Genomic DNA, 25,881 nt, shown 5'->3' on the forward strand with positions numbered 1-25,881 from the left:
TCCGGCGCGGGTCGTCCGCGAAGTAACCTGGCCACTGTGAAGCTGTTGGGCCGTAAGAAAGGCCAGGACACCGACCTCGACGAGAGCGCAGCCGCGTCGACCGCATCCGGCGGTGCGGGCGCCTCGGGCGACGCAACCCGCGAGGCGCAGCGAACGGGCCCCAAGGGACGCCCGACGCCCAGGCGCAACGAGGCTCGGCGCAATCCCCGGAAGGGACCGGTCGCGCCCGCTCCCATGACCTCCGCCGAGGCGCGGGCCCGGCGCAAATCGCTGGCCGGTCCCAAGCTCAGCCGTGAGGAGCGCCGGGCCGACAAGGCCGCCGGACGCGCCCGCACGTCGGATCGCCGCGAGCGGATGATGGCCGGCGAAGAGGGCTATCTGTTGCCGCGCGACCAGGGCCCCATCCGGCGCTACGTTCGTGACGTGGTGGACTCGCGGCGCAATCTGCTGGGTTTGTTCATGCCGTCGACCCTGTTCTTGATGTTCGTCATGTTCGGCGTCCCGCAGCTGCAGCTCTGGGTGTCCCCGGCGATGCTGGCGCTGATGGCCGTGATGAGCGTCGACGGCCTGATGCTGGGCCGCAAAGTCAGCAGGCTGGTCGACGCCAAGTTCCCCAACAACACCGAAAGCCGTTGGAAGCTAGGGCTTTACGCCGCCAGCCGGGCGTCTCAGATGCGCCGGCTGCGGGCGCCGCGGCCGCAGGTCAAGCACGGCGCCAGTGTCGATTAAAGCTCGCCGGAAGGCCGGCTGACTTCGGTGCGCACCCTGGTGCTCGGCGGAATCAGGTCAGGCAAATCGCAGTGGGCGGAGGAAGCCATCGCCGACGGTTTGCCGGCCGGGCAGGCGGTCCATTACCTGGCGCCCGGTCCGGCCGGCGACGACGATGCGGCCTGGGCACACCGGATCGCCCAGCATCGCGGCCGTCGGCCCGCCCACTGGTCGACGATCGAAACCGACGACATCGCAACGCAATTGCGACAGTCACCGCAAACCCCGACGCTGATCGACGACCTCGGCACCTGGTTGACGGGTGCGCTGGATCGCAACAACGCCTGGGACGGCGGCTCGGTGGCGGCCTCCGTCGATGACGTGCTGGCCGCGGTCGGCGACTTCGCTTCGCCGCTGGTGCTGGTCAGCCCGGAAGTGGGGTTGACCGTGGTGCCCGCCACCGCCTCCGGGCGCCGGTTCGCCGACGAACTGGGCAGCCTCAACCAGCGTTTGGCGCGGTTGTGCGACCGGGTGGTGTTGGTGGTGGCCGGGCAGCCGGTACCGATCAAACCGTCGGGGGCGTGATGCAATTCGCCGCCGTCTCGCCGCCCGACGCGGGCGTCGCCGTCGCCGCCCGTGCCCGCCAGGACACGCTGACCAAGCCCCGGGGCGCGCTGGGACGCCTGGAGGATCTGTCGGTGTGGGTCGCGTCGTGCCAGGGACATTGCCCGCCAAGACAATTCGAGCGCGCCCGGGTGGTGGTGTTCGCCGGTGATCACGGCGTCGCGCGCTCGGGGGTGTCGGCGTACCCGCCGGAGGTGACGGCCCAGATGGTCGCCAATTTCGAGGCCGGCGGCGCGGCGATCAACGTCCTGGCCGACATCGCCGGGGCGACGGTGCGCGTCGCGGACCTGGCGGTCGATGCCGACCCGCTGACCGAACGGATCGGCGCCCACAAGGTGCGCCGCGCCAGCGGCGACATCCGCGTCGAGGACGCGTTGAGCGACGACGAGACCGCGCGGGCGCTCGCCGCCGGCGCGGCCATCGCCGACGAGGAGGTCGATGCCGGCGCCGACCTGCTGATCGCCGGCGATATGGGGATCGGAAACACCACGGCCGCAACGGTTTTAGTGGCGGCCCTGACCAATGTCGAACCGGTCGTGGCGGTGGGCTTCGGCACCGGTATCGATGACGCCGGGTGGGCGCGCAAGACCGCTGCAGTGCGCGACGCCCTGTTTCGCGCCCGGCAGGTGTTGCCCGATCCGGTCGCGCTGCTGCGCCGCGCTGGCGGCGCCGACCTGGCCGCGATGGCGGGCTTTTGCGCGCAGGCCGCGGTGCGGCGCACGCCGCTGCTGCTCGACGGCATGGCGGTGACGGCGGCCGCGCTGCTCGCCGAGCACCTGGCGCCCGGCGCCCGGCTGTGGTGGCAGGCCGGGCACCGATCCACCGAGCCCGCCCATGCGCTGGCGCTGACCGCGCTGGATCTGGAGCCGATCCTCGACCTGCGGATGCGGCTGGGCGAGGGAACCGGCGCCGCGCTCGCGCTGCCGGTGTTGCGCGCCGCCATCGCGGCCCTGTCGTCGATGGCGACCTTCACCCAGGCCGGCGTGTCCGACCGCGGCGACCGCGCGGAGTCCGGCCGCACCGACAGTCCCGCCGCTCCGCCGTCGTGATCCGTTCGCTGGCAACGGCTTTCGCGTTCGGGACGGTGCTGCCACTCCCGGGTGGCGGCAACGCGCCGTTGGGCCGCGGCGCAATGACGGCGCTGCCGGCGGTGGGCGCCGTCGTGGGGGCCCTGGCCGCGGCCGTGACCTGGGGTGGGGCCCACGTGTTCGGGCCGTCCAGCCCGCTGCCCGGCCTGCTCGCGGTCACGGTGCTGCTGCTGGTGACCCGCGGCCTGCATCTGGACGGTGTCGCCGACACCGCCGACGGATTGGGCTGCTACGGGCCCCCGCAGCGGGCGCTGGCGGTGATGCGCGAGGGCTCGGCCGGCCCGTTCGGGGTGGCCGCGGTGGTCGTGGTGATCATGCTTCAGGCACTGGCGTTTTCGGCGTTGGGCTGCACCGGCCGGGTCGTCCCCGGGGCGGCCGGTGTCGCCGTGGCGGTCTTCGCGGGCCGGGTGACCGCGGTGCTGGCCGGTCACCGGTCGGTGCCGGCGGCCGACGGCAGCGCCCTGGGTGCCCGGGTCGCCGGAAGCCAGCCGACGTCGGTCGTGGCGGCCTGGATCGCGGTGCTGGTCGGCGTTTCCCTGGTGGCCGGGCCGCGGCCGTGGCAGGGGCCGGTGGCGGTGTTGCTGGGCCTGGGCTGCGGCGCGATCCTGGTGCTGCACTGCGTGCGCCGGTTCGGCGGCATTACCGGCGACGTGCTGGGCGCCGCGATCGAACTGACGGCCACGGTGAGCGCGGTGCTGCTCGCGGGCCTGGTGCGGCTCTAGCTCGACTCGGACGTGACGCTGCGGTCACGTCCGCCGCCCAACGTGACTGCGGCGTCACGCTGGGCGCACACCGCTCTACCCTAGGCGTGCCATCCAGCCGTGGGTGTCGGCGAAGGTGCCGCGCTGAATGCCCGTGAGCGTGTCGCGCAACGCCATCGTGACCTCGCCGGGTTGCCCGTCGGCGACGGTGAACTCGGTGTCGCCGTACTTCACGTTCGAGACGGGCGTGATGACCGCGGCGGTGCCGCAGGCGAACACCTCGGTGATCTCCCCCACGGCGGCCTTCTTCTGCCACTCGTCGATGTCGATCTTGCGTTCCTCGACGGAGAAACCGGCGTCAATGGCCAACTGCAGCAGGGAGTCTCGCGTGATACCGGGCAGCAGCGAGCCGGACAGCTCGGGGGTGACCAGCCGCGCCGACCCGCCGCGACCGAACACGAAGAAGATGTTCATCCCGCCCATCTCTTCGACGAAGCGTCGTTCGACGGCATCCAGCCACACCACCTGGTCGCACTCGTTGGCCGTGGCCTCGGCCTGAGCCGACAGCGAGGCCGCGTAGTTGCCGCCGAACTTGGCCGCGCCGGTGCCGCCGGGGCTGGCCCGCACGTAGTCCGTCGACACCCAGACCGTGACCGGGTGGATGCCGCCCCTGAAATACGCGCCGGCCGGCGAGGCGATCAGCAGGTAGCGGTATTGCTTGGACGGCCGCACACCCAATCCGGGCTCGGTGGCGATGACGAACGGGCGCAGGTAGAGCGCCTCCTCGCCGCCGGCGGCCGGAACCCACGCGTTGTCGACCGCGATCAGCTGGCGCAGCGATTCCATGAACAGCTCGTCGGGCAGTTCCGGGATGGCGAGCCGCCGCGCCGACGACCGCAACCGGGCTGCGTTGGCCTCGGCGCGGAACGACACGATGGAGCCGTCCGCCCAGCGGTACGCCTTGAGACCCTCGAAGATCTCCTGCGCATAGTGCAGCACGATCGCCGACGGATCCAGCTCGATCGGGCCGTACGGGATGACGCGCGCGTTGTGCCAACCTCCGCCGGTCTCGTCGTAGTCGATCGACACCATGTGATCGGTGAAGTACGTGCCGAAACCCGGCTCGGCCAGGATGGTTTCGCGCTCAGCGTCCGTTGCCGGAGTTGCCGAGCGGAAAACCGTGAACTCGAGGGAGCCACTGGTCATTGGCTGATTGTATATCCGCCTGCCGAATCGGATTTCGCCCGCGCACGCGGCACGGCTAGCGGGTTTTCGCCGCGACGAAGGGCGGCCGCACGACTTCGCATGCGGCGGAACGGCCCCGGACGTCGACGGTGACCTCCTGACCGTCTTCGACGCCGGCATCGGTGTCGATGAGCGCCAGCGCGATTCCGGCCTGCAGCGTCGGGGAGAACGTGCCCGAAGTGGTCACCCCGACCGGTGTGTCGCCGGCGAGCACCGTGAGCCCGGCGCGCAGCACCCCGCGGCCCAGCATCCGCAGCCCGCGCAGCAACCGCGCCGGGCCCGCCTCCTTCTCGGCCAGCAGGGCGTCGCGGCCGAAGAACGCGTCTTTCTTCCAGCCGATCGCCCAGCCGCAGCGGGCCTGCAGCGGGGAGATGTCCAGGCCGAGCTCGTGGCCGTGCAGCGGGTAGCCCATCTCGGTGCGCAGGGTGTCGCGCGCGCCCAGGCCGGCCGGCTCGCCGCCGGCCGCGCTGACCGCCGCGGCCAGGGCGTCGAACACCACGCCGGCGGAGTCCCACGGCGGCAGCAGCTCGTAGCCGTGCTCGCCGGTGTAGCCGGTGCGGCAGACCCGCACCGGTACGCCGGAGAACGAGGTGTCGGCGTACGCCATGTAGTCCATCTCCGTGGGCAGACCCAGCTCGCGCAGCACGTCGGCCGATCGCGGCCCCTGCACGGCCAGCACCGCATACGAGCGGTGCTGGTCGGTGATGGTCAGACCCGCGGGCGCGGCGTCCTGCAGGGCGGCGACCACGGCGGCGGTGTTGGCGGCGTTGGGCACCAGAAAAATCTCGTCGTCGTCGACGTAATAGGCGATCAGGTCGTCGACGACACCGCCGGATTCGGTGCAGCACAACGTGTATTGCGCCTTGCCCGGCCCGATGCGATTCAGGTCGTTGGTGAGCGCGGAGTTGACGAATCGCGCGGCCCCGGGGCCACGGACCAGCGCCTTGCCCAGGTGGCTGACGTCGAAGAGGCCGACCGCGTTGCGCGTCGCGTTGTGCTCGCTGACGGTGCCGGCATATGACACCGGCATCAACCAGCCGCCGAACTCGGCGAAACTGGCGCCCAGGCTCCGGTGACGGTCTTCCAACGGTCCGTGCAGAAGGTCGGCTTCATCGCTCACGACTCTTCACCCTAATCAGCCGTGACGGGTGGACCGTTAGGGTGATGCGGATGAGCACAGAACCCGGCTACGCCTCCCCCGCTGTCACTGTCGCCTCCTCGCTGCCGCGGCGCGCCGCCGCGTCCACCGTCCTGATCGTGCCCGTCGTCTCCACCGGCGAGGACGACAAGCCGGGCGCGGCTGTCGCGTCGGCCGAGCCGTTCCTGTCCTCCGATGCGGTCGCCGAGATCGAGTCCGGTCTGCGGGCGCTGGAGGCCACCGGCGGCACCGAGCAGGTGCACCGGCTGGTGGTGCCGTCGCTGCCGGTGTCCAGCGTGCTGACGATCGGCCTGGGCAAACCGCGATCCGAGTGGCCGGCCGACACCGTCCGTCGCGCCGCCGGTGTGGCCGCGCGGTCGCTCGGCAAGACCGAATCGGTGATCACCACGTTGGCCGAGCTGCCCGGCGACGGCATCGACTCGGCCGTCGTCGAGGGCCTGATCCTGGGCAGCTACCGGTTCACCGAATTCCGCAGCGACAAGACCGCGCCCAAAGACCAAGGGCTGCGCAGAATCACGGTGCTCGCCACCGCGAAGGACGCCAAGAACGACGCCGCGCATGGTGCGGCCGTCGCGACCGCCGTCGCCACCGCGCGCGATTTCGTCAACACCCCGCCCAGCCACCTTTTTCCTGCCGAATTCGCCAAGCGGGCAAAGGCTTTGGGTGAGTCCGTCGGCCTCGAGGTGGAGGTGCTGGACGATAAGGCGCTGCAAAAAGCCGGCTACGGCGGGATCATCGGCGTCGGACAGGGTTCGTCGCGTCCGCCGCGGCTGGTGCGGCTGATCCACCGCGGGTCGAAGCTGGCCAAGAAGTCCAAGCAGGCCAAGAAGGTCGCGCTGGTCGGCAAGGGCGTCACTTTCGACACCGGCGGCATCTCGATCAAGCCGGCGGCCAGCATGCACCACATGACCTCCGACATGGGCGGCGCCGCCGCGGTGATCGCGACCGTGGCGCTGGCCGCGCAGCGCAAACTTCCGATCGACGTGATCGCCACCGTGCCGATGGCCGAGAACATGCCGTCGGCCACCGCGCAGCGGCCCGGCGACGTGCTGACCCAGTACGGCGGAATCACGGTCGAGGTGCAGAACACCGACGCGGAGGGCCGGCTCATCCTGGCCGACGCCATCGTGCGGGCGTGCGAGGACAACCCCGATTACCTGATCGAGACGTCCACGCTGACCGGCGCGCAGACGGTGGCTCTCGGCGCCCGCATCCCCGGGGTGATGGGCAGCGACGAGTTCCGCGACCGCGTCGCGTCGATCTCGCAGCGGGTCGGCGAAAACGGCTGGCCGATGCCGCTGCCCGACGAACTCAAGGAAGACCTGAAGTCAGGGGTCGCCGACCTGTCGAACATCAGTGGGCAGCGCTTCGCCGGCATGCTGGTGGCGGGGGTGTTCCTGCGGGAGTTCGTCGCCGACGGCGTGGATTGGGCACACATCGACGTGGCCGGCCCGGCCTACAACACCGGCAGCCCGTGGGGCTACTCGCCGAAGGGCTCCACCGGCGTGCCGACGCGGACCATGTTCGCGGTGCTCGAAGACATCGCCGAGAACGGCTAGCGCTACTTCGTCAGCAGGGATATCGCCGCGCGGGTCAGCTTGCGGCGCGGCCATCCCGTGATTCCGTGCGCGGCCAGTGCGGCCCGGGCCGCGTTGCGCCCGCAGGCGCCATGCACCGAACCGCCCGGGGTGGCCGACGCGCTGCCCAGATACAGCCCCTCGACCGGGGTCTCGGCCCGGCCCATCCCGGCCGCGGGTCGAAAAATCAGCATCTGCGGCAGTTGTGCGGTCCCGCCGTTGAGCGCGCCGAGATGCAGGTTGGCGTCGCTGGCCTCCAGGTCCGACGGCCGCTGCACGAACCGGTCGATCACTGCCGAACCGAAGCCCGGCGCGTGTTCCTCGATGACGTCGTCCACGGCCGTCGCAAGTCGTTCGGCCGACACGTCGTCGGCCACATGGCGCGGCAAATGCGTGTAGGCCCAAACACTTTCGGTACCCGGCGGCGAGCGGGTCGGGTCCGCGGTGGTGGTCTGCCCCAACAGCATGAACGGATGCCGGGGCACCGTCCGGGTGTTCAGGTCGGCCACCCAACGTACCAGCCCGTCACCGTCGGCGCCCAGGTGTACGGTGCCCGCATCCGCCAGGCTTTTCGACCGCCACGGGATGGGTCCGCGCAGCGCATAGTTGACCTTGACCACCGGCGGATCCCACACATAGTGCTCGAGTTCGCGGCGCAGACCGGCCGGCACGGCGTCGTCGGGCAGCATGTCGCAAAACAGCCGCGGCGCCGTCACGTCGGCCACGATCGCGCGGCGCGCCGCGACCGTGCGCCCAGCGGTCGTCGTCACGCCGACGGCACGTCCGCCCCGCACGTGGATACGGGAAACGTTCTGGTTGCACTCGATTTGCGCGCCGGCCCAGCGGGCCCGGTTGACCAGGGCGGCGGTCAATCGGCCGGAACCGCCGACCGGAACCGGCCAGCCGTAGTCCTGGCCCAGCATCGTCATCAGGAAGCCCATGGCGCCGCTGACGGGCGCGTCCACCGGGACGTCGGCGTGCATTGCGTTGCCTAACAACAACACCCGCGGCGCCTCACCGTCGAAGAGCTGCTCTGACATCGCGTTGGCGGGCTGCACCAGCAGCCGGGCGAGCCGCATGGCCTCCGAGGTGCCGAGCCTGAGCAGCAGCCAAATCAGCGGGCGCAGCGGCGGGAACGGTGCCAGCATCGCGTCCAGCAGCGGGGATTTGATCTTCTGCCACAGCTCGACCAGGCGCCACCAGTTTTCGCCGTCGGCCCGTTCCCGTCGCGCGAATTCCTTTGCGGTGCGGTCCGGATCGCGGTACAGGATTGGTGGGTCGTCGTCACCGCCGCTGCGGGGATGGCCCAGCACCGCCGGCGCGTGTGACCATTGCAGCCCGAAGTCCTCGAGCCGCAGCGCCGCCATGGCCGGCGAGGCCGCCGTCATCGGGTAGTAGGAGCTGAACAGGTCGGTGATGTAGCCCGGTGTCAGCTCGGCGCTGCGCACCGCGCCGCCAGGTTCGGGCTGGGCTTCCAGCACCAGCACGTCCCAACCCGCGTCGGCCAGCATCGACGCCGCGACCAGTCCGTGGTGTCCCGCCCCGATCACCACGGCGTCCGCGGTGTCGCGCACGGTCACTTCACCTGGCTCGGCTCCAGGCGCTCCGCCAAAGCCGCTAGCCGCCACAGGCATTCCTTGTTCCGGGGGTATGCGGCGGCCAGCGCAAGGGAATCGGGTACGGCCCCCATCGGGCCTGCGACGGGCACCTCGATCATCTCGATCCGGCAGCCCTGCGGAATCTCGTGCAGCAGCATGGTGATGCGCGCGGCGCCCAGCGGGCCCAGCCGGGCGCGCAGCACCAGCTTGTGCGGCGGTTCGCTCTCCTCCACGATGGTCGCGTCGTTGATTACCAACGGCCAGATCCCGATCGAGTGCCTGATCGACGAGCCGGGTTCGGGCCAGTTCGGGTCGACGGCCCGCATCCGGCTGTTGCCCACCACCCACTGGGTGTAGGTCCAGCCCTGGGCGAGCACCTCCCACACCCGCTCACACGACCGGGACACCTCGCGCGTCGCAGTGATCACCTCAGAAAACCCTCCATGTCTTCATTACCGCGGCGGGATACCCGGCAATCGAGGGATTATTCGGCCGTTACGCCGACGTTTACCGGCGGTGGACCGCGGATAATCTCCCTAGCGGCCGAATCCCCGACGACGAAGGGCAAAGACATGACGGTGCGACGATTGATCATCGGTGTGGGCGCCGTGCTGTTACTGGCCGGAGTCATCGGGCTGCTGGCGCCGGTGTCGGTTTCCGACAGCAACGGCCACTCGGTCGGATGCGGTAACGCCGTGGCGACCGACCTTTCCGCGGCCCGCAGTGCGAACAACAGCAGTGGGGCGAACATCCCGATCCTGAATCAGATCGTCCCGCACACCGACTATGTGGCACAGTGCCAGTCGTCGGTGGGCGGCCGGCGCGCGTGGGCGATACCGCTGGCCGTGCTCGGGGTCATCGCGATCGGCGCGACCTTGCTGACGGGACGTCGCGGGGCGGCACCGGGCGCTTAGATCACCCGCAGCCGCGCGGCGTTGCGTAACCCCTGCGGCGCCAGGCGCGAAAGGCCGTACAGCGCATAGGCTTCCGGCGCGACCGGGCGGATCGGCTTTTTCTTCTTGACCGATGACAGGATCGCGTTGGCGACCTTGTCGGGGCCGTAGTGGCGCAGCGTGAACATCTTGCCGAGTTGCCCGCGCCGGCCATCGACGGCGTCGGATTGCTTACCGGCCGGTGCATCGAAGCGGGTGGTGTTGATGATGTTCGTGTTGATGACGCCGGGGCAGATCGTGGTCAGCCCCACCCCCGCGGCGTCGAGTTCGGCGCGCAGGCAGTCGGAGAACATGTAGGTGGCCGCCTTCGACGTGCAGTAGGCGTTCAGCGACTGCAGCGGGGCGTAGGCCGCCATCGACGACACGTTGACGATATACCCGCCGGTGCCGCGCTCCACCATCCGTCGCGCGAACGACCGGCACCCGTTGACCACGCCGCCCAGGTTGACGTCGAGCACCCGGTCGAATTGCTCGGGCGGGGTGTCCAGGAATCCGCCGGCGTGCCCGATCCCGGCGTTGTTGACGACGATGTCGGGGACGCCGTGCTCGGCGCTGATCCGCTCCGCGAACGACTCCACCGCCTGCGCGTCCGACACGTCGAGCACGTAGGCGTGCGCGACGCCGCCCCGGGTGGCGATCTCGGCCGCGGTGGCCTTGACGGCCGCCTCGTCGATGTCGCTGATGACCAACTCGGCGCCTTCGCGCGCGAACGCGAACGCGGTCTCGCGGCCGATTCCGCTGCCGGCGCCGGTGACCGACACCAGGGTGTCGCCGAACGCCCCGCGGGGACGCCCCACCTGCGCGCGCAGCAGCGCGCGGCTGGGCGGCTTGCCCTCGGCCTGGTCGGCGAACTCGCGCACCGCGGCCGCCATCACCTGCGGGTGCGACATCGGCGAGAAGTGGCCGGCCTGGATGTCGCGGCGCCACAGCCGCGGCACGAAGCGCGGGGTGTGGTCGTAGCCGTAGGGCCGCACGTACTTGTCCTTGGTGTTGACGATGAGCTGCACCGGGACATCGATGACCGCGACGCCCTGCTTACGGCCGGAAAACGACCGAAAGTAGTTGGCGGGGTAGGTTTTCACCGAGTGGGCGGCGTCGGAGGCCAGTTTCTCGGAGTGGTGGATCTGCTCGTCGGGGATGTTGTCGACGGCGTTGCGCCGCAGCGCCGGGACCGACATGGTCAGCCGGAGGAAGAGCGGCGCGAGCACCGGGATCGAGAAGAAGATCATGTAGGTCAGCCGCAGCGCCTGGCTGATCGCCCGGACGAAGGTGCGCGGCCGCCAGGGCGCCCGCAGGCCGCTGAAGATGTAGTCGACCAGCTGGTCCTGTGCAGGTCCGGACACCGACGTGAACGTGGCGACCCGGTCGTTGGCGCCGGGGCGCTTCAGGTAGCGCCACACCCCCACCGAGCCCCAGTCGTGGGCCAGCACGTGCACGGGGCGGCCCGGACTCAGCTCGCCGGTCACCGCGGCGAAGTCGTCGGCGAAGCGGTCCATGCTGTAGGCCGACACCGGTTTCGGCACCGAGGACATCCCGACACCGCGGTTGTCGTAGCGGATGATCCGGAACCGCTCGGCCAGCAGCGGGACGACCCCGTCCCACAGCACGTGCGAGTCGGGGAACCCGTGCACCAGCACGACGGTGGGGCCCTCGGGGTTGCCCTCTTCGTAGACCGCGATGCGGGCGCCGTCGGCGCTGTCGACGAAATGCTGGGGTATTTGTTGTGATGGCGGCATCGGGACCTCCCCGCTCTGGCTGCAGTGGCCACACCGTAGCAAGCGTGATCGGTGTCACCCGCCCGGCGCGGGGTATCTGCCCTGGATGTGTGCCGACGAAGGCGCAGTGACAGGATAGTTTTGGATTGCCACTTCGCCTTCCGTAAGCAAGCTGATCGACCCGCCCCGACCCACGAGCGATCGAGGAGTCAAAAACGATGGCCTTCTCCGTCCAGATGCCGGCACTCGGTGAGAGCGTCACCGAGGGGACGGTCACCCGCTGGCTCAAGCAGGAAGGCGACACGGTCGAACTCGACGAACCGCTCGTCGAGGTCTCGACCGACAAGGTCGACACCGAAATCCCGTCGCCGGCCGCGGGCGTGCTGACCAAGATCGTGGCCCAAGAGGACGACACCGTCGAGGTGGGCGGCGAGCTGGCGGTCATCGGCGACGCCCCGGAAGGTGGCGGGGCGGACGGCGCGGCGGGGGGCGGCTCGCAACCGACCGCGCAGGCGCCGAGCCAGCCGGAGCCGCAAGCCCAGTCGGAGCCGCCCCAGCCCGAGCCCCAACCCGAGCCACAGCCCCAGGCCCAGCCGGAGCCGGAGCCTGCGCCCGCCCAGCAGAGTTCCGGCGGCGGCGCCGCCACCCCGGTATTGATGCCCGAGCTGGGTGAGTCGGTGGCCGAGGGCACGGTGACCCGCTGGCTCAAGAAGGTCGGCGATTCGGTTCAGGTCGACGACGCGCTCGTCGAGGTGTCCACGGACAAGGTCGACACCGAGATCCCGTCACCGGTGGCCGGTGTGCTGATCAGCATCACCGCCGAGGAAGACGCCACCGTGCCCGTCGGAGGCGAGCTGGCGCGCATCGGTGCCGGTTCCGAAGCCGTCGCTCCCGCGGCACCGGCCGCTCCCCAGCCCCCGCCCGCGCCCAAGCCCGAACCCACGCCAGAACCGGCGCCCCAGCCCCAGGCCCAGCCCAAGCCCGAACCCACCCCGGCGCCCCCAACGCCGCAGCCCAAGCCCGCTCCACAGCCGAAAGCCGAACCGGCGCAGGCCCAGCCGGCAAGCTCGGGGGCCGACGGTGCGCCGTACGTGACGCCGCTGGTGCGAAAGCTGGCCGCCGAAAACAACATCGACCTGAACTCGGTCACGGGTACCGGGGTGGGCGGTCGCATCCGCAAGCAAGACGTGCTGGCCGCCGCCGAGCAAAAGCAACAGGCCGCCAAGGCGCCCGCGGCCGCGGTCCCCGCCGCCAAGGCGCCCGCGGCCGCGGCGCCCACGCCGGCTCCGGCGCTGGCGCACCTGCGGGGCACCACCCAGAAGGCCAGCCGGATCCGCCAGATCACGGCGAACAAAACCCGCGAATCCCTTCAGGCCACAGCCCAACTCACCCAGACCCACGAGGTCGACATGACCAAGCTGGTCGGGTTGCGGGCCAGGGCCAAGGCGGCCTTCGCCGAGCGCGAGGGGGTGAACCTGACCTTTCTGCCGTTCATCGCCCGGGCGGTGATCGACGCGCTGAAGATCCACCCCAACATCAACGCGAGCTACAGCGAGGAAACCAAGGAGATCACCTACTACGACGCCGAGCACCTCGGCTTCGCGGTCGACACCGAACAAGGTCTCCTCTCCCCCGTCGTGCACAATGCGGGCGACCTGTCCCTGGCCGGGCTGGCCAGGGCGATCGCCGACATCGCCGCGCGCGCCCGGTCAGGCAACCTGAAACCCGACGAGCTCTCCGGCGGCACCTTCACGATCACCAACATCGGCAGCCAGGGGGCGCTCTTCGACACCCCGATCCTGGTTCCGCCGCAGGCCGCCATGCTGGGCACCGGCGCGATCGTCAAGCGGCCGCGGGTCGTGGTCGACGACAGCGGCAACGAATCGATCGGCGTGCGCTCGATCTGCTATCTGCCGCTGACCTATGATCATCGGCTGATCGACGGTGCCGACGCCGGCCGCTTCCTGACCACCATCAAGCACCGGCTAGAAGAAGGTGCTTTCGAGGCCGACCTCGGGCTCTAAAAAGGACAAGCGAACGTGGCTCGCGCTGGTCAGAACGCCGTCATCGCGATTGCGGGTTCGTCGGGCCTAATCGGGTCCGCCCTGGCCGCGGCCCTGCGTGCCGCCGATCACCGGGTGTTGCGGATCGTGCGCCGGGCACCGGCGAACGCCAATGAGCTGCACTGGAATCCCGAGAGTGGCGATCTGGATCCCGACACGATCGCCGACGTCGACGCCGTCGTCAACCTGTGCGGCGTCAACATCGGCCAGCGCCGGTGGTCGGGCGCCTTCAAGCAGAGTCTGCGGGACAGCCGCATCACCCCCACCGAAGTCCTGGCGCATGCCGTCGCCGACGCGGGTGTTGCGACGATGGTCAACGCCAGCGCGGTGGGCTTCTACGGCAACACCAAGGACCGCGTGGTCGACGAAAACGACCGTGCGGGAACGGGTTTCCTGGCCCGGCTGTGCGAGGACTGGGAGGCCGCCACGCTACCGGCCCAGTACGGCGGCGCCCGGGTGGTGCTGGCGCGCACCGGACTGGTGTTCTCCCCCGCCGGTGGTGCGTTGGGCCGGTTGCGGCCGTTGTTCCGGACGGGCCTCGGCGCCCGGCTGGGCGGCGGCCGGCAATACATGTCGTGGATCACGCTGGAAGACGAAGTGCGCGCGCTGCTGTTCGCGATTTTCGACGCCGAGCTGTCCGGCCCGGTGAACATGACCGGCCCGGCGCCGGTCACCAACGCCGAGTTCACCACCGCATTCGGGCGGGCGGTCAATCGCCCAACCCCGTTGATGGTGCCCGGGTTTGCCATCCGGGCCGCGTTGGGCGAGTTCGCCGACGAAGGCCTGCTGATGGGTCAGCGAGCCATCCCGTCCGCGCTGGAGCGCGCCGGTTTCGCCTTCCACCACAACACCATTGGCGAGGCGCTCGCCTACGCCACGGCCCGGCGCGACCACGACTAGTGGCGGGCGCGGCGCGGCGATCGTAAGCGCGGCGCGGCGATCATAAGCGCGGCGAGTGTCACGCCAGCGTGGCAGATGCCGCCGAACGTCACGCCAGCGTGACGCCCCGTCGCGGCGTGGTCGCCCGCCGAGTACCGTCGCGAACGTGATCGAATCCATCCGGACCAGCCAGGCGCTGATCGAGGTCCGCCAGCTCGGCACCGTCGACTACCGCCTGGCCTGGCAGCAGCAACGCGATCTGGCCGACGCCCGGGTGGCCGGCGGCAACGACACGCTGCTGCTGCTGGAGCACCCCGCGGTCTACACCGCGGGGCGGCGCACCGAGCCGCACGAACGGCCGGTGGATGGCACCCCCGTCATAGACACCGACCGTGGCGGCAAGATCACCTGGCATGGGCCCGGCCAATTGGTCGGGTATCCGATCATCGGCCTGGCCGAACCGCTCGACGTGGTCAACTACGTGCGACGCCTGGAGGAAGCGCTGATCAAGGTGTGCGCCGATCTGGGCGTGGACGCGGCCCGGGTGTCGGGCCGATCAGGGGTGTGGGTGCCGGGCACCGAGAGCCGGCCGGACCGCAAGGTCGCCGCCATCGGCGTCCGGGTGTCGCGCGCGACCACCCTGCATGGGTTCGCCCTCAACTGCGACTGCGACCTGGACGCCTTCAACGCGATCGTGCCGTGCGGCATCAGCGACGCCGGGGTGACCTCGCTGTCGGCCGAACTGCGCCACCCGGTGTCGGTCGAGGATGTCCGGACCGCGGTCGCGGACGCGGTGTGCGACGCCCTGGACGGCGTGCTGCCGGTCCGTGATTACCCCGCCGCACGCGTAGCATCGGCGATGTGACTGTCGCACCGGAAGGACGCAAGCTGCTGCGCCTGGAAGTGCGCAACGCCGAGACCCCGATCGAGCGCAAACCGCCGTGGATCAGGGTGCGGGCCCGGATGGGTCCGGAGTACACCCAGCTCAAGAGCCTGGTCCGGCGGGAGGGACTGCACACAGTCTGCGAAGAGGCCGGGTGCCCCAACATCTTCGAATGCTGGGAGGATCGCGAGGCCACCTTCCTGATCGGCGGTGACCAGTGCACCCGCCGCTGCGACTTCTGCCAGATCGACACCGGAAAGCCCGCCGAACTGGACCGCGACGAACCCCGGCGGGTCGCCGACAGCGTGCACACGATGGGACTGCGCTACGCCACGGTCACCGGGGTGGCCCGCGACGACCTGCCCGACGGCGGGGCCTGGCTGTACGCCGAGACGGTGCGCGCCATCAAGGAACTCAACCCGGCGACCGGCGTCGAGCTGCTGATCCCCGACTTCAACGGCGAGTCCAGCCGGCTTGCCGAGGTGTTCGAGTCACGCCCGGAAGTGTTGGCGCACAACGTCGAAACCGTGCCGCGCATCTTCAAGCGGATCCGGCCCGCCTTCACCTACCGGCGCAGCCTGGACGTGCTGACCTCGGCGCGCGACGCTGGGCTGGTCACCAAGAGCAACCTCATCCTCGGCATGGGCGAGACCCCCGACGAGGTGCTTACCGCCCTGGCCGACCTGCATGACGCCGGCTGCGACATCATCACCATCACCCAATACCTGCGCCCGTCGGCACGTCACCACCCCGTCGAGCGCTGGGTGAAACCGGAGGAATTCGTCGAGTTCGCACAGCACGCCGAGGAGCTCGGCTTCGCCGGGGTGCTGGCCGGACCGCTGGTCCGCTCGTCCTACCGCGCGGGACGGCTCTACGAGCAAGCGGCCCGCAGCCGCGCCGACGATGCCGGGGCACGGTAGCGGCGTTCGCCCGTCGCCGTCCTACGTATTCTTTGATTATGGCTAAACCCCGCACCGCCGCGCAGAACAAGGCCGCCAGAGCGCAGGCGCAGGCCGCCCGCAAGGCCGCGGCCAAGGAGCGCCGCGCCCAGCTGTGGCAGGCGTTCAACATCCAGCGGCAGGAAGACAAGCGGCTGCTGCCGTACATGATCGGCGCCTTCGTGCTGATCGTCGGCATCTCGGTGGGGGTCGGGGTGTGGGCCGGCGGCCTGACCATGCTCACCTTGATCCCGCTGGGCGTGCTGCTGGGCGGTTTGGTCACCTTCATCATCTTCGGCCGTCGCGCGCAGAAGTCGGTCTACCGCAAGGCCGAAGGCCAAACCGGCGCCGCCGCATGGGCTTTGGACAACCTGCGCGGCAAGTGGCGGGTGACCCCGGGGGTCGCCGCGACCGGCCACTTCGACGCCGTGCATCGGGTGATCGGCCGGCCCGGCGTCATCCTGGTCGGCGAGGGAGCGGCGACGCGGGTGCGGCCCCTGCTGGCGCAGGAGAAGAAGCGCACCGCCCGCCTGATCGGCGACGTACCGATCTACGACATCATCGTGGGCAACGGCGAGGACGAGGTGTCGCTGGCCAAGCTGGAGCGCCACCTCACCCGCCTGCCGGCCAACATCACCGTCAAGCAGATGGACACCCTGGAGTCGCGGTTGGCCGCGCTGGGGTCGCGGGCCGGCACCGCCGTGATGCCCAAGGGGCCGCTGCCCAACTCGGGCAAGATGCGCGGTGTGCAGCGCACCGTGCGCCGCAAGTAGCCGCCGTCACACTCAGCGGCGATCGCAAGCGCGGCGAAGCCGGGCGCAGCGGGTCGCCGCCGTCAGACTCAGCGGCGATCGCAAGCGCGGCGAAGCCGGGCGCAGCGGGTCGCCGCCGTCAGACTCAGCGGCGATCGCAAGCGCGGCGAAGCCGGGCGCAGCGGGTCGCCGCCGTCAGACTCAGCGGCGCACCACGGCCGTCGCGGTCAGCCGATCCTGCATTCCGCGGCCGTCCCAGTCGGTGAACAGCGCCGGGACGACCGTTCCGACCAGCACTCCACGCACCACCGCCCGGCCCAGGCCGACCGGTCCACGCCCGTCCACCGTCACCACCTGCAGGCGCAGCGCCAGCTGGCCGGGGGTGAACCCGAACAGTCGCAGAAACACCACGCCCAGCACGAACCAGATCACCAGGACCGCGGTGGCCAGCGCCTGCTGGGAGAACAGGCCGAAACGCATGGCCAGGGCGGCCAGACCGTACGAGATCAACCAGTCGATCATCAGCGCGGCCAGCCGGCGGCCCATCGGCGCCAGCGAACCCGGTCCACTCTCCGGCAACCCCAGCTTTTCACCGGGATATGCCGACCGTGATTCTGCCATCATCGCCGCGGACCGCAGTCCGAATGCGCCGCGTGCCCAGCCCCATGAGGAGGGCAGACGGTGCGCCCGGCCACCAGAAAAGATACGATCTTGCGATCCATGGCCCCACAATAGAACCCGCCGCGAGAGCGGCCACTTTTTGCGTGTGGCATGGTCACGTAACGTGCGCGCAACATCGGGTTGACTGACGGGCAACATCTGCTCCATAGCGTCAGGCCGCGGATCTCACCAAGTAAAGGAGCATTCTGTGACGGAAACGACGCCCGACGACGTCTTCAAACTCGCCAAGGACGAAAACGTCGAATTTGTCGACGTCCGGTTCTGTGACCTGCCCGGCATCATGCAGCACTTCACAATCCCGATTTCGTTCTTCGACGAGAGCGTCTTCGAGGACGGCTTGGCTTTCGACGGCTCGTCGATTCGCGGATTCCAGTCCATTCACGAATCCGACATGCTGCTCCTCCCCGACCCGTCGACCGCGCAGATCGACCTGTTCCGCGAAGCCAAGACGCTGAACCTCAACTTCTTCGTGCACGACCCTTTCACCCTCGAGCCGTACTCGCGCGACCCGCGCAACATCGCCCGTAAGGCCGAGAACTACCTGATCAGCACCGGCGTGGCCGACACCGCCTACTTCGGCGCCGAGGCCGAGTTCTACATCTTCGACTCGGTGTGCTTCGACTCGCGCACCAACGGCTCGTTCTACGAGATCGACGCGATCTCGGGCTGGTGGAACACCGGCTCACCGAATGAGCTCGACGGCAGCCCGAACCGCGGCTACAAGGTGCGCCCCAAAGGCGGCTACTTCCCCGTCGCCCCCGTCGACCACTACGTTGACCTGCGCGACAAGATGCTGTCCAACCTGATCACGGCCGGCTTCAGCCTGGAGAAGGGCCACCACGAGGTGGGCACCGGCGGCCAGGCCGAGATCAACTACAAGTTCAACACGCTGCTGCACGCGGCCGACGACATGATGCTCTACAAGTACATCGTCAAGAACACCGCGTGGGCCAACGGCAAGACCGTCACGTTCATGCCCAAGCCGCTGTTCGGCGACAACGGCTCCGGCATGCACACCCACCAGTCGCTGTGGAAAGACGGCAGCCCGCTGATGTACGACGAGACCGGCTACGCCGGCCTGTCGGACACCGCCCGCCACTACATCGGCGGCCTGCTGCACCACGCGCCGTCGCTGCTGGCGTTCACCAACCCCACGGTGAACTCCTACAAGCGCCTGGTGCCCGGCTACGAGGCCCCGATCAACCTGGTCTACAGCCAGCGCAACCGGTCGGCGTGTGTCCGCATCCCGATCACCGGCACCAACCCGAAGGCCAAGCGGCTCGAGTTCCGTTGCCCCGACTCGTCGGGCAACCCGTACCTGGCGTTCTCGGCCATGCTGATGGCCGGCCTGGACGGCATCAAGAACAAGATCGAGCCGCAGGCGCCGGTCGACAAGGACCTCTACGAGCTGCCGCCCGAGGAGGCCGCCAACATCCCGCAGGCGCCCACGCAGCTGTCCGCGGTGATCGACCGGCTGGAAGAAGACCACGAATACCTCACCGAGGGCGGCGTTTTCACGCCCGACCTCATCGAGACGTGGATCAACTTCAAGCGCGAGAACGAGATCCTGCCGGTCCAGATCCGGCCGCACCCGTACGAGTTCGCGCTGTACTACGACGTCTAAGGACGTCAAGTCGGCTTGATGAAACCACCCGCGTGGCAACCGCCGCGCGGGTGGTTTCATCTTTATCGCTTCAGCACCGAAGCGTTGTCGCGACCCGCCGGATTAGGCCGCAGCAGCCAGGGTGCGCGCGTAATTCACCTGCTGAGTAACCCCTATCATCGTCTGGGGTCCGCCTGCTGGGAGCAGTGTCGAGTGAAAGAACCCGCTGCCCTGAACGGTGACTTGGATATAGCCCACGTACCTGCGATCCTTCATCAGCAGGAAAAGCAGTCCCAACAGGCAAAACCAGACGAAGATGATGCAGAGGACAACACCCGCGGTGGAGATGCTTTCCGAATAATGCGACATGTCGGCCACAGTCCACATCGTGTCCTTTATTGGGTAGGTTCCGGTTGGCGTCGCTACCCAATGCTGCGAGAAAGAGATGTCGCCGACCGTCGCAAGCCATCGCTCGGGCTCGCCGGCGTAGTAGTCAACTGGTTGCCCCACTGGGCGATTAAAACACGGACACGCTGCCGCCTGGGGCCGAATCCGCCTTGCTTTTTGCCACAGAGTAGGTGCGGCATGTCATAGGTGGGCGATCGGACACCTTGCCCTGATGGGACACCAAAACTGTTGTGGCGCAACGGCCGCACATCGAAGACCGTGCCCACATCAAACAGGGTCGTCGTCGTCCCTGGCACATAGGAGCTTTTCCGGGTGATGAAACGTATTGACTCTCGGTTGCCCGTGATCAAGGTGCGCCGGGGGTATCCATTCGGTCTCACCTCTGGCGTTGGTGCGAGTGGTCCAGCCCTTCTCGACGAGTCGGTTGTCAACCCCGCAGGCCAGGGTGAGGTCGTCGATGTCGGTGCGGTGGGTGGCCGCCCAGCCCTGGACGTGGTGGACCTGGCTGTGGTAAGCGGGGGCATCACAGCCGGGCTTCGTACACCCACGATCTCTGGCGTACAACATGATTCGCTGTGCTGGAGAGGCCAGCCTCTTCGTGTGATGCAGCGCCAGCGCCTTGCCGTGGTCGAAAATCGCCAGGTAGTGGTGAGCGTGGCTGGCCCAGCGGATCACATCCGACATAGGGACCACGGTGCCGCCACCGGTCAGCGCGTTTCCGGCGCCCGATTCCAGATCCTTCAATGTGGTGGTCACGACGATCGACACGGGCAGCCCGTTGTGTTGGCCCAGTTCGCCAGAGGCGAACAGCCCGCGAAGTCCGGCCACGAACCCGTCGTGGTTGCGCTGAGCTTCGGATCGGTTGTCGCGACGCACCGCATCGTCGTCGGGTGTCCCATCAACTACGGGGCTCTCATCGTCGGGATTGCACGCCCCTGGGGCGGCCAGCTTGGCCAGCATGGCCTCGATTGCGGCCCGCAACTCGGGGGTCACCATGCCGCTTATGCGTGACATGCCGTCGAATTCCTGCTTACCCAGGGTGATCCCGCGCTTGCGGGCCCGCTCCTGGTCGCTCAGTTCCCCGTCCGGGTTGAGCCAATCCATGATCCGCTCAGCGTATTTGGCCAACTCGTCGGGACGATACTTCCCGGCCTTGTGGGCCAGATCGGATTCGGCCGCTTCCCGCGTGAACAGGTCCACCTCGACGGGCAGGTGGGCGAAGAAGCCGCGAATCACCTTCACATGCTGGTCACCGATGAGCCCCTCGCGTTGGGCGGCCGCCGTCGCAGGCAATACCGGCGCCAACGACTCACCGGTGAGCGCCCGTCGATGCCCTAGATGCTCGGCCTCGGCGATGCGCCGACCAGCCTCGCCCTTGGTGATACGCAACCTATCGGCCAGCGCCGAACGCAGCTTGCCGCCCAACTCTTCTTCGCCGGCTTGCGCCGCAAGCTGATTGATCAAGGCGTGCTGAGGTGTACGCAGCCGACGCGCCACGCGTTCCAGGCGCTCCAAGGCCCGTAACCGTTCCGGGGTGGTGAACACGTCAAACGACAACTCGCCCAAGCGTTCTAGGTCGGTGTCGAGCGCGTCGAAGACTTCGACGATCTCCTCGCGACTGCTTCCGCGCATAACTCAAATTTTACGAACCGGTACCGACAAGAATGCCTTCGTTGAGGCCAGCGAAACCACAGTGAAACAAGGGATTACGAGGAACTGAGGCTCTCGCGGGGCGATCAAACCGGTAAGCGTCGCGGCCCGGGAGCGGCCTGGGAGCTAGCCGTCGAGCGCGAGGTCCTTGCGGAAGCGTTGCATGCCGTCGATCTTGTCGTCCAGGCTGGCGTCGGGCCCGGCGTAGAACATCCACGGCATCGTGATGATGCCGGTGATGCCGGCGGCCTCGACGCGCCGGTAGTCGGCCGTCGTGAACGCGTCGGTGAGCGGCGTCAGAATGGTGAAATCGTCCATTGTCAAGCCCTTTTCGGCGCGCATCTCCCGCAGCCGTCCGACCGCGTCGATGGCCCGCTCGGTCTTGATCAAATCGCCAATCCAGCCGTCGTTGCGGGCGGCGCGGCGCAGCGCGACATCGCTGAGGCCGCCGACATACACGGGTATCGGCGGCGGGGTGGGTTGCATCTCCAGCCGCGGCGCGGAATAGAACTGGCCCTCGAACTCCGTCCAGCCCGGCGCCCACAACGCCCGCATCAGTTCGATGATTTCGTCGGTGCGCTTGCCGCGGACCTCGAATTGCTCACCCATCAAAGCGAATTCCTCGCGGCACCAGCCCACGCCAATGCCCAGTTCCACCCGGCCCGACGCCAGAACCGCGGCGGTGGCAATGGCTTTGGCCGCCGAGTACGGGTTGCGCATGGCCGGGATGTAGACCGTGTTGACGAACCGCAACCGCGTGGTGACCTGAGCCAGCGCCCCCACGAGCACCCAGGGATCGGGCCAGTCGGTGAACGGCTGCCAGCGCCGTTCGCCGTCTTTGGTGTACGGGTAGGGGGTGTCCAGGGTCTCGAGATTGACGACGTGGTCGGGGATGCCGATCCCGTCATAGCCGAGCTCGTCGGCCGCCTTGGCCAGCTCGATGATCTCGCGGGTGTTCAGGAAGGCGCTGCTGATGTAGAACTTCACTGCGCCTCCTGCGCCCAGGCCGGCTCGATGAAGACGCCGTCGGCCTCGACGGTGACGCCGGCGGCATCCGAAATGGTGCCGCGCGCAAAGACTTTGCGGCCCTCCTTGCCGTCGACCCACGCCTCGCAGCGCAGCGGGCCCAGCGGGGTGCCGCGCAGGTATTTGACGGTGATGGTGCCGGTGAAGCGCGCCTTCGACAGCCCCTCGCTGGCGGCCTCGCCGAGCATGTGGTCGAGCACCAGCGCGCTGACGCCGCCGTGCACCAGTTTGGGCGGACCCTCGTAGGCCGAGCCGAGCACGAACTCGCACCAGCAGCGACCGTCGCCCTCGTGGTGCACGACGATCGGCGGAGCGATGGGGTTGCACACGCCGATCGCGGCGTTGCCCAACGGCAGCGGGCGACCGTTGACGCGGTAGCTCACCCCGACCGGGCGGGTGCGCTGCCGCAACGACGCGGTGACGGCCTCGATCGCCCGCCTGGCCTCGGCGACGACGTCGTCGTCGGCCTCGGTCCGGATGGTGGCGTCGACGAGCTCGCGGACCGCATCGGCCAGCGGAGCGTACAGCGCGGTGACGCGATCGGCCTCGGCCGCGCTGAGCACCTCGAATATGGCGTCCAACGCGCCGGCCTCCTGACTCAACTTCCGAACACCTTGCGCACCACCACTTTTGCGCGTCGCGTCACCCGTAGATAGTTGTCCAAGAACTCCCCGCCCTCGTCGGTCGGCCAGCCCGCGGCCACGGCGACCGCGTTGAGCTGACGTCCGGGGCCGGGCAGCTGGTCGGTGGGCTTGCCGCGGACCAGAACCAGCGCGTTGCGGGCCCGGGTGGCGGTCAGCCAGGCCTGCCGCAGCAGCTCCACCTCGTCGGCGGGCACCAGGTCAGCCGCGGCGATCGCGTCCAGGCACTGAAGCGTCGACGTGTTGTGCAGTGCAGGAATCTCGTGTGCGTGCCGCAGTTGCAGCAACTGCACGGTCCATTCGACGTCGGCCAGTCCGCCGCGGCCCAGCTTCGTGTGCGTGTTGGGGTCCGCGCCGCGCGGCAACCGTTCGGACTCGACGCGGGCCTTGATGCGGCGGATCTCGCGGACCATCTCGGCGGACACCCCGTCGGGCGGATAGCGCGTCTTGTCGGCCGCCAACAAGAACCGCTCGCCCAGCTCCGCGTCCCCGGCCACCGCGTGCGCGCGCAGCAGCGCCTGTATCTCCCAGGGCTGCGCCCACTGTTCGTAGTAGGCCGCGTAGGCACCCAGCGTGCGCACCAGCGGGCCCTGGCGGCCCTCGGGCCGCAGGTTGGCGTCGACCTCCAGCGGCGGGTCGACGCTGGGCGTACCCAGCAGCGTGCGTACCTGCTCGGCGACCGTCGTCGACCACCGGATCGCCGCCGACTCCTCAACACCGTGGGCCGGTTCGCAGACGAACATCACGTCGGCGTCGGACCCGTAGCCCAACTCGGCGCCACCCAGCCGGCCCATGCCGATGACGGCGATGGCGGCCGGCGCTTTTCCTTTTTCGGAGCCGTCCTCGGGCAGATTCGCCCGGATCATCGCGTCCAGCGCGGCCTGAAGCACCGCCACCCACACCGATGTCAGCGCCCCGCAGACGTCGGTGACCTCGAGCATGCCGAGCAGATCGGCGGACGCGATGCGGGCCAGCTCGCCGCGCCGCAGCGTGCGCGCCGCGGCGATCGCCCGCACCGGGTCGGAGTAGCGGCTGGCCGAGGCCACCAGCGCGCGGGCCACCGTGGCGGGCTCGCTCTCGAGCAGCCTCGGGCCGGACGGCCCGTCGCTGTAGTCCTGAATCACCCGCGGCGCGCGCATCAGCAGGTCCGGCACGTACGCCGAGGTGCCCAGCACATGCATCAGCCGGCGGGCCACGGCGGGCTTGTCGCGCAGCGTGGCCAGATACCAGCTTTCGCCGGACAGCGTCTCGGACAGCCGTCGGTAGGCCAGCAGGCCGCCGTCGGGGTCGGGCGTGTAGGACATCCAGTTCAGCAGCCGGGGCAACAGCACCGACTGCACCCGGCCGCGCCGGCCGCTCAGGTTGACCAGGGCCGACATGTGTTTCAGCGCGGTCTGCGGGCCCTCGTAGCCCAGCGCCGCCAGCTGGCGCTCGGCGGCTTCGGACGTCATGCCGTGCGCAATCTCTAGCCCGGCCGGGCCGATCGATTCCAGCAGCGGCTGGTAGAAGAGCTTGGCGTGCAGCTGGGACACCCGCAGGTTCTGGTGCCGCAGCTCCTCGCGCAGCACCCCCGCTGCGTCGTGGCGTCCGTCCGGCCGGATGTGGGCGGCCCGCGCCAGCCAGCGCACCGCTTCCTCGTCGTCTGCCTCGGGCAGCAGGTGGGTGCGCTTGAGGCGCTGCAGCTGCAACCGGTGCTCGAGCAGCCGGAGGAACTCGTAGGAGGCGGTGAGGTTGGCCGCGTCCTCGCGCCCGATGTAGCCGCCCTGGCCCAGCGCGGCCAGCGCGGCGACCGTCGACGCCACGTGCAGCGAGTCGTCGCCGCGTCCGTGGACCAGCTGCAGGAGCTGCACGGCGAATTCCACGTCGCGCAATCCGCCGCTGCCGAGCTTGATCTCGCGGCCGCGAACCTCGGCGGGCACCAGCTGCTCGACCCGGCGGCGCATGGCTTGCACCTCGACCACGAAATCCTCACGCTCGCAGGCGACCCAGACCATCGGCATCAGCGCGTCGACGTAGCGCTGTCCGAGTTCCGCGTCACCCACCGCCGCACGGGCTTTGAGCAGCGCCTGGAATTCCCAGGTCTTCGCCCAGCGCTGGTAGTAGGCGATGTGCGACTCGACGGTGCGGACCAGCTCACCGCTGCGGCCCTCCGGCCGCAGCCCGGCGTCCACCTGAAAGAACGCTTCGGAGGCCAGCCGCATCATCTCGCTGGCCACCCGGGTGGTGACCGGGTCGGCCTGCTCGCCGACGAAGATGACGTCGACGTCGCTGACGTAGTTCAGTTCGCGGGCACCGCATTTGCCCATCGCGATGACCGCGAGCCGCGGCGGCGTCCCGTCACCGCACACGCTGTTCTCGGCCACCCGCAGCGCGGCGGCCAGCGCGGCGTCCGCCAGGTCCGACAGGTGCGCCGCCACCACGGTGAACGGGACCACCGGTTCGTCCTCGACCGTCGCGGCCAGATCCAGCGCTGCCAGCACCAGCAGCTGGTCGCGGTAGAGGGTGCGAAGGCGCACCATCGCCGAACCGGGCGCCGCCAGCGCCTCGTCGACGCATTCGGTGAACTTCGCGCACAGCGCGTCGTGGGTGGGCAGTGTGACGTTGCCGCGCAAGAGTTTCCAGGACTGCGGCTGCGCGATCAGGTGATCGCCCAGGGCCAGTGACGAGCCGAGCACGCCGAACAGCCGGCCGCGCAGGGGGCGCTCGGCGAGCAGGGCTGCGTTGAGCTGATCCCACCCGGCGTCCGGGTTTTCCGACAGCCGAACCAGGGCCAGCAGCGCGGCGTCGGGATCGGCCGCGCGCGACAGCGACCAGAGCAGGTCGACGTGGGCCTGGTCGTCGTGGTCGTACCAACCCAGCTGCGCCATGCGTTCGGCCGCTTGCGGATCGACCAACCCGAGCCGGCCGACGCTGGGCAGCCTGGGGCGCTGCGTCGCGGGTCTGGTCACGACCACGACCGTAGCGCAACCCGCCGCCGTTCTGGCACGAG

At 69.3% G+C, this 25,881-nt stretch carries 23 protein-coding genes and 1 pseudogene; 12 read left to right on the plus strand and 12 right to left on the minus strand.

Features of this window, described 5'->3' with window-relative positions; genetic code table 11:
* Positions 1-36 precede the first annotated feature (36 nt).
* Genes G6N50_RS08475 through G6N50_RS08490 form a run of 4 tightly spaced genes read left to right on the plus strand, consistent with a single transcriptional unit; the run spans position 37 to position 3,142 of the window.
* A complete protein-coding gene (locus tag G6N50_RS08475) occupies positions 37-729 on the plus strand; it encodes a DUF3043 domain-containing protein (RefSeq protein ID WP_083099975.1) in 693 nt (230 codons plus the stop codon).
* A 27-nt stretch (positions 730-756) separates the two neighbouring features.
* Complete coding sequence (locus tag G6N50_RS08480) at positions 757-1,293, plus strand: bifunctional adenosylcobinamide kinase/adenosylcobinamide-phosphate guanylyltransferase (protein WP_083099974.1); 537 nt, start codon at positions 757-759, stop codon at positions 1,291-1,293.
* Positions 1,290-2,381 (plus strand): nicotinate-nucleotide--dimethylbenzimidazole phosphoribosyltransferase, encoded by a 1,092-nt coding sequence (gene cobT / locus G6N50_RS08485; RefSeq protein WP_142275807.1) that lies wholly within the window; start codon positions 1,290-1,292, stop codon positions 2,379-2,381. Before G6N50_RS08480 ends, cobT begins: the two co-directional genes overlap by 4 nt.
* Positions 2,378-3,142 carry an adenosylcobinamide-GDP ribazoletransferase gene (locus G6N50_RS08490; protein ID WP_083099970.1) on the plus strand — a complete coding sequence of 255 codons (765 nt, stop codon included), beginning with the start codon at positions 2,378-2,380 and terminating at the stop codon, positions 3,140-3,142. The genes cobT and G6N50_RS08490 overlap by 4 nt, the downstream gene beginning before the upstream one ends.
* 75 nt (positions 3,143-3,217) lie before the next feature.
* Here G6N50_RS08490 and G6N50_RS08495 read toward each other — a convergent pair whose 3' ends face one another.
* Positions 3,218-4,327, minus strand: a complete 1,110-nt coding sequence (locus tag G6N50_RS08495; protein WP_083099969.1) for a branched-chain amino acid aminotransferase — start codon at positions 4,325-4,327, stop codon at positions 3,218-3,220.
* Between the two features lie 55 nt (positions 4,328-4,382).
* Positions 4,383-5,486, minus strand: coding sequence for a glycine cleavage system aminomethyltransferase GcvT (gene gcvT / locus G6N50_RS08500; protein WP_083099967.1), 1,104 nt, complete (start codon positions 5,484-5,486; stop codon positions 4,383-4,385).
* A 50-nt stretch (positions 5,487-5,536) separates the two neighbouring features.
* Between gcvT and G6N50_RS08505 the strand changes: the two genes are divergently transcribed.
* A complete protein-coding gene (locus G6N50_RS08505) occupies positions 5,537-7,084 on the plus strand; it encodes a leucyl aminopeptidase (RefSeq protein ID WP_083099966.1) in 1,548 nt (515 codons plus the stop codon).
* A gap of 2 nt (positions 7,085-7,086) precedes the next feature.
* Here G6N50_RS08505 and G6N50_RS08510 read toward each other — a convergent pair whose 3' ends face one another.
* Positions 7,087-8,682: a phytoene desaturase family protein gene (locus tag G6N50_RS08510; RefSeq protein WP_083099964.1), complete on the minus strand. Its 1,596-nt coding sequence runs from the start codon at positions 8,680-8,682 to the stop codon at positions 7,087-7,089.
* A complete protein-coding gene (locus tag G6N50_RS08515; protein ID WP_083099963.1) occupies positions 8,679-9,128 on the minus strand; it encodes an SRPBCC family protein in 450 nt (149 codons plus the stop codon). Before G6N50_RS08515 ends, G6N50_RS08510 begins: the two co-directional genes overlap by 4 nt.
* A gap of 144 nt (positions 9,129-9,272) precedes the next feature.
* Here G6N50_RS08515 and G6N50_RS08520 point away from each other — a divergent pair, with 144 nt between their 5' ends.
* On the plus strand, positions 9,273-9,614 hold the full coding sequence (locus G6N50_RS08520; protein ID WP_083099961.1) for an aminopeptidase: 342 nt from the start codon (positions 9,273-9,275) through the stop codon (positions 9,612-9,614).
* On the opposite strand, the gene G6N50_RS08525 is transcribed toward G6N50_RS08520, so the two are convergent.
* Positions 9,611-11,389, minus strand: a complete 1,779-nt coding sequence (locus tag G6N50_RS08525; RefSeq protein ID WP_083099960.1) for an SDR family oxidoreductase — start codon at positions 11,387-11,389, stop codon at positions 9,611-9,613. The two genes, G6N50_RS08520 and G6N50_RS08525, sit on opposite strands and share 4 nt — an antisense overlap.
* 197 nt (positions 11,390-11,586) lie before the next feature.
* Between G6N50_RS08525 and sucB the strand changes: the two genes are divergently transcribed.
* The 5 genes from sucB to G6N50_RS08550 all read left to right on the plus strand — a co-directional run bounded on the left by sucB (position 11,587) and on the right by G6N50_RS08550 (position 16,904).
* Positions 11,587-13,392: a 2-oxoglutarate dehydrogenase, E2 component, dihydrolipoamide succinyltransferase gene (gene sucB / locus G6N50_RS08530; protein ID WP_163650828.1), complete on the plus strand. Its 1,806-nt coding sequence runs from the start codon at positions 11,587-11,589 to the stop codon at positions 13,390-13,392.
* Positions 13,393-13,407: 15 nt separating this feature from the next.
* Complete coding sequence (locus G6N50_RS08535) at positions 13,408-14,331, plus strand: TIGR01777 family oxidoreductase (protein WP_083099132.1); 924 nt, start codon at positions 13,408-13,410, stop codon at positions 14,329-14,331.
* A gap of 145 nt (positions 14,332-14,476) precedes the next feature.
* Positions 14,477-15,175, plus strand: a complete 699-nt coding sequence (gene lipB / locus G6N50_RS08540) for a lipoyl(octanoyl) transferase LipB (RefSeq protein ID WP_083099134.1) — start codon at positions 14,477-14,479, stop codon at positions 15,173-15,175.
* A complete protein-coding gene (lipA, locus tag G6N50_RS08545; protein WP_083099136.1) occupies positions 15,172-16,113 on the plus strand; it encodes a lipoyl synthase in 942 nt (313 codons plus the stop codon). Before lipB ends, lipA begins: the two co-directional genes overlap by 4 nt.
* Before the next feature lie 38 nt (positions 16,114-16,151).
* Positions 16,152-16,904, plus strand: a complete 753-nt coding sequence (locus G6N50_RS08550; protein ID WP_083099138.1) for a DUF4191 domain-containing protein — start codon at positions 16,152-16,154, stop codon at positions 16,902-16,904.
* Here G6N50_RS08550 and G6N50_RS30045 read toward each other — a convergent pair.
* Positions 16,855-17,065, minus strand: a pseudogene (locus G6N50_RS30045) (gamma-glutamyl-gamma-aminobutyrate hydrolase family protein); the annotation flags it as partial. The gene G6N50_RS08550 and the pseudogene G6N50_RS30045 overlap by 50 nt on opposite strands.
* 19 nt (positions 17,066-17,084) lie before the next feature.
* Positions 17,085-17,507: an RDD family protein gene (locus G6N50_RS08560; RefSeq protein WP_083099140.1), complete on the minus strand. Its 423-nt coding sequence runs from the start codon at positions 17,505-17,507 to the stop codon at positions 17,085-17,087.
* Positions 17,508-17,751: 244 nt separating this feature from the next.
* Here G6N50_RS08560 and glnA point away from each other — a divergent pair, with 244 nt between their 5' ends.
* Entirely contained in the window at positions 17,752-19,188 is a 1,437-nt protein-coding gene (gene glnA, locus G6N50_RS08565) for a type I glutamate--ammonia ligase (protein WP_083099142.1), read from the plus strand.
* 102 nt (positions 19,189-19,290) lie between these two features.
* On the opposite strand, the gene G6N50_RS08570 is transcribed toward glnA, so the two are convergent.
* From G6N50_RS08570 to G6N50_RS08590, 5 genes are all read right to left on the minus strand, one after another.
* Positions 19,291-19,677, minus strand: a complete 387-nt coding sequence (locus G6N50_RS08570; protein WP_083099144.1) for a hypothetical protein — start codon at positions 19,675-19,677, stop codon at positions 19,291-19,293.
* A 165-nt stretch (positions 19,678-19,842) separates the two neighbouring features.
* On the minus strand, positions 19,843-21,207 hold the full coding sequence (locus G6N50_RS08575; protein WP_083099146.1) for an HNH endonuclease signature motif containing protein: 1,365 nt from the start codon (positions 21,205-21,207) through the stop codon (positions 19,843-19,845).
* A gap of 144 nt (positions 21,208-21,351) precedes the next feature.
* The gene (locus tag G6N50_RS08580; RefSeq protein ID WP_083099148.1) at positions 21,352-22,212 is read right to left on the minus strand and encodes a TIGR03619 family F420-dependent LLM class oxidoreductase; all 861 of its coding nucleotides are present in this window, start codon (positions 22,210-22,212) and stop codon (positions 21,352-21,354) included.
* Positions 22,209-22,853, minus strand: coding sequence for a PaaI family thioesterase (locus tag G6N50_RS08585; protein WP_083099150.1), 645 nt, complete (start codon positions 22,851-22,853; stop codon positions 22,209-22,211). The genes G6N50_RS08580 and G6N50_RS08585 overlap by 4 nt, the downstream gene beginning before the upstream one ends.
* Positions 22,850-25,846: a bifunctional [glutamine synthetase] adenylyltransferase/[glutamine synthetase]-adenylyl-L-tyrosine phosphorylase gene (locus G6N50_RS08590; protein WP_083099152.1), complete on the minus strand. Its 2,997-nt coding sequence runs from the start codon at positions 25,844-25,846 to the stop codon at positions 22,850-22,852. The genes G6N50_RS08585 and G6N50_RS08590 overlap by 4 nt, the downstream gene beginning before the upstream one ends.
* Positions 25,847-25,881 lie beyond the last annotated feature (35 nt).

The organism is Mycobacterium mantenii (assembly GCF_010731775.1).
GTDB classification, from domain to species: domain Bacteria; phylum Actinomycetota; class Actinomycetes; order Mycobacteriales; family Mycobacteriaceae; genus Mycobacterium; species Mycobacterium mantenii.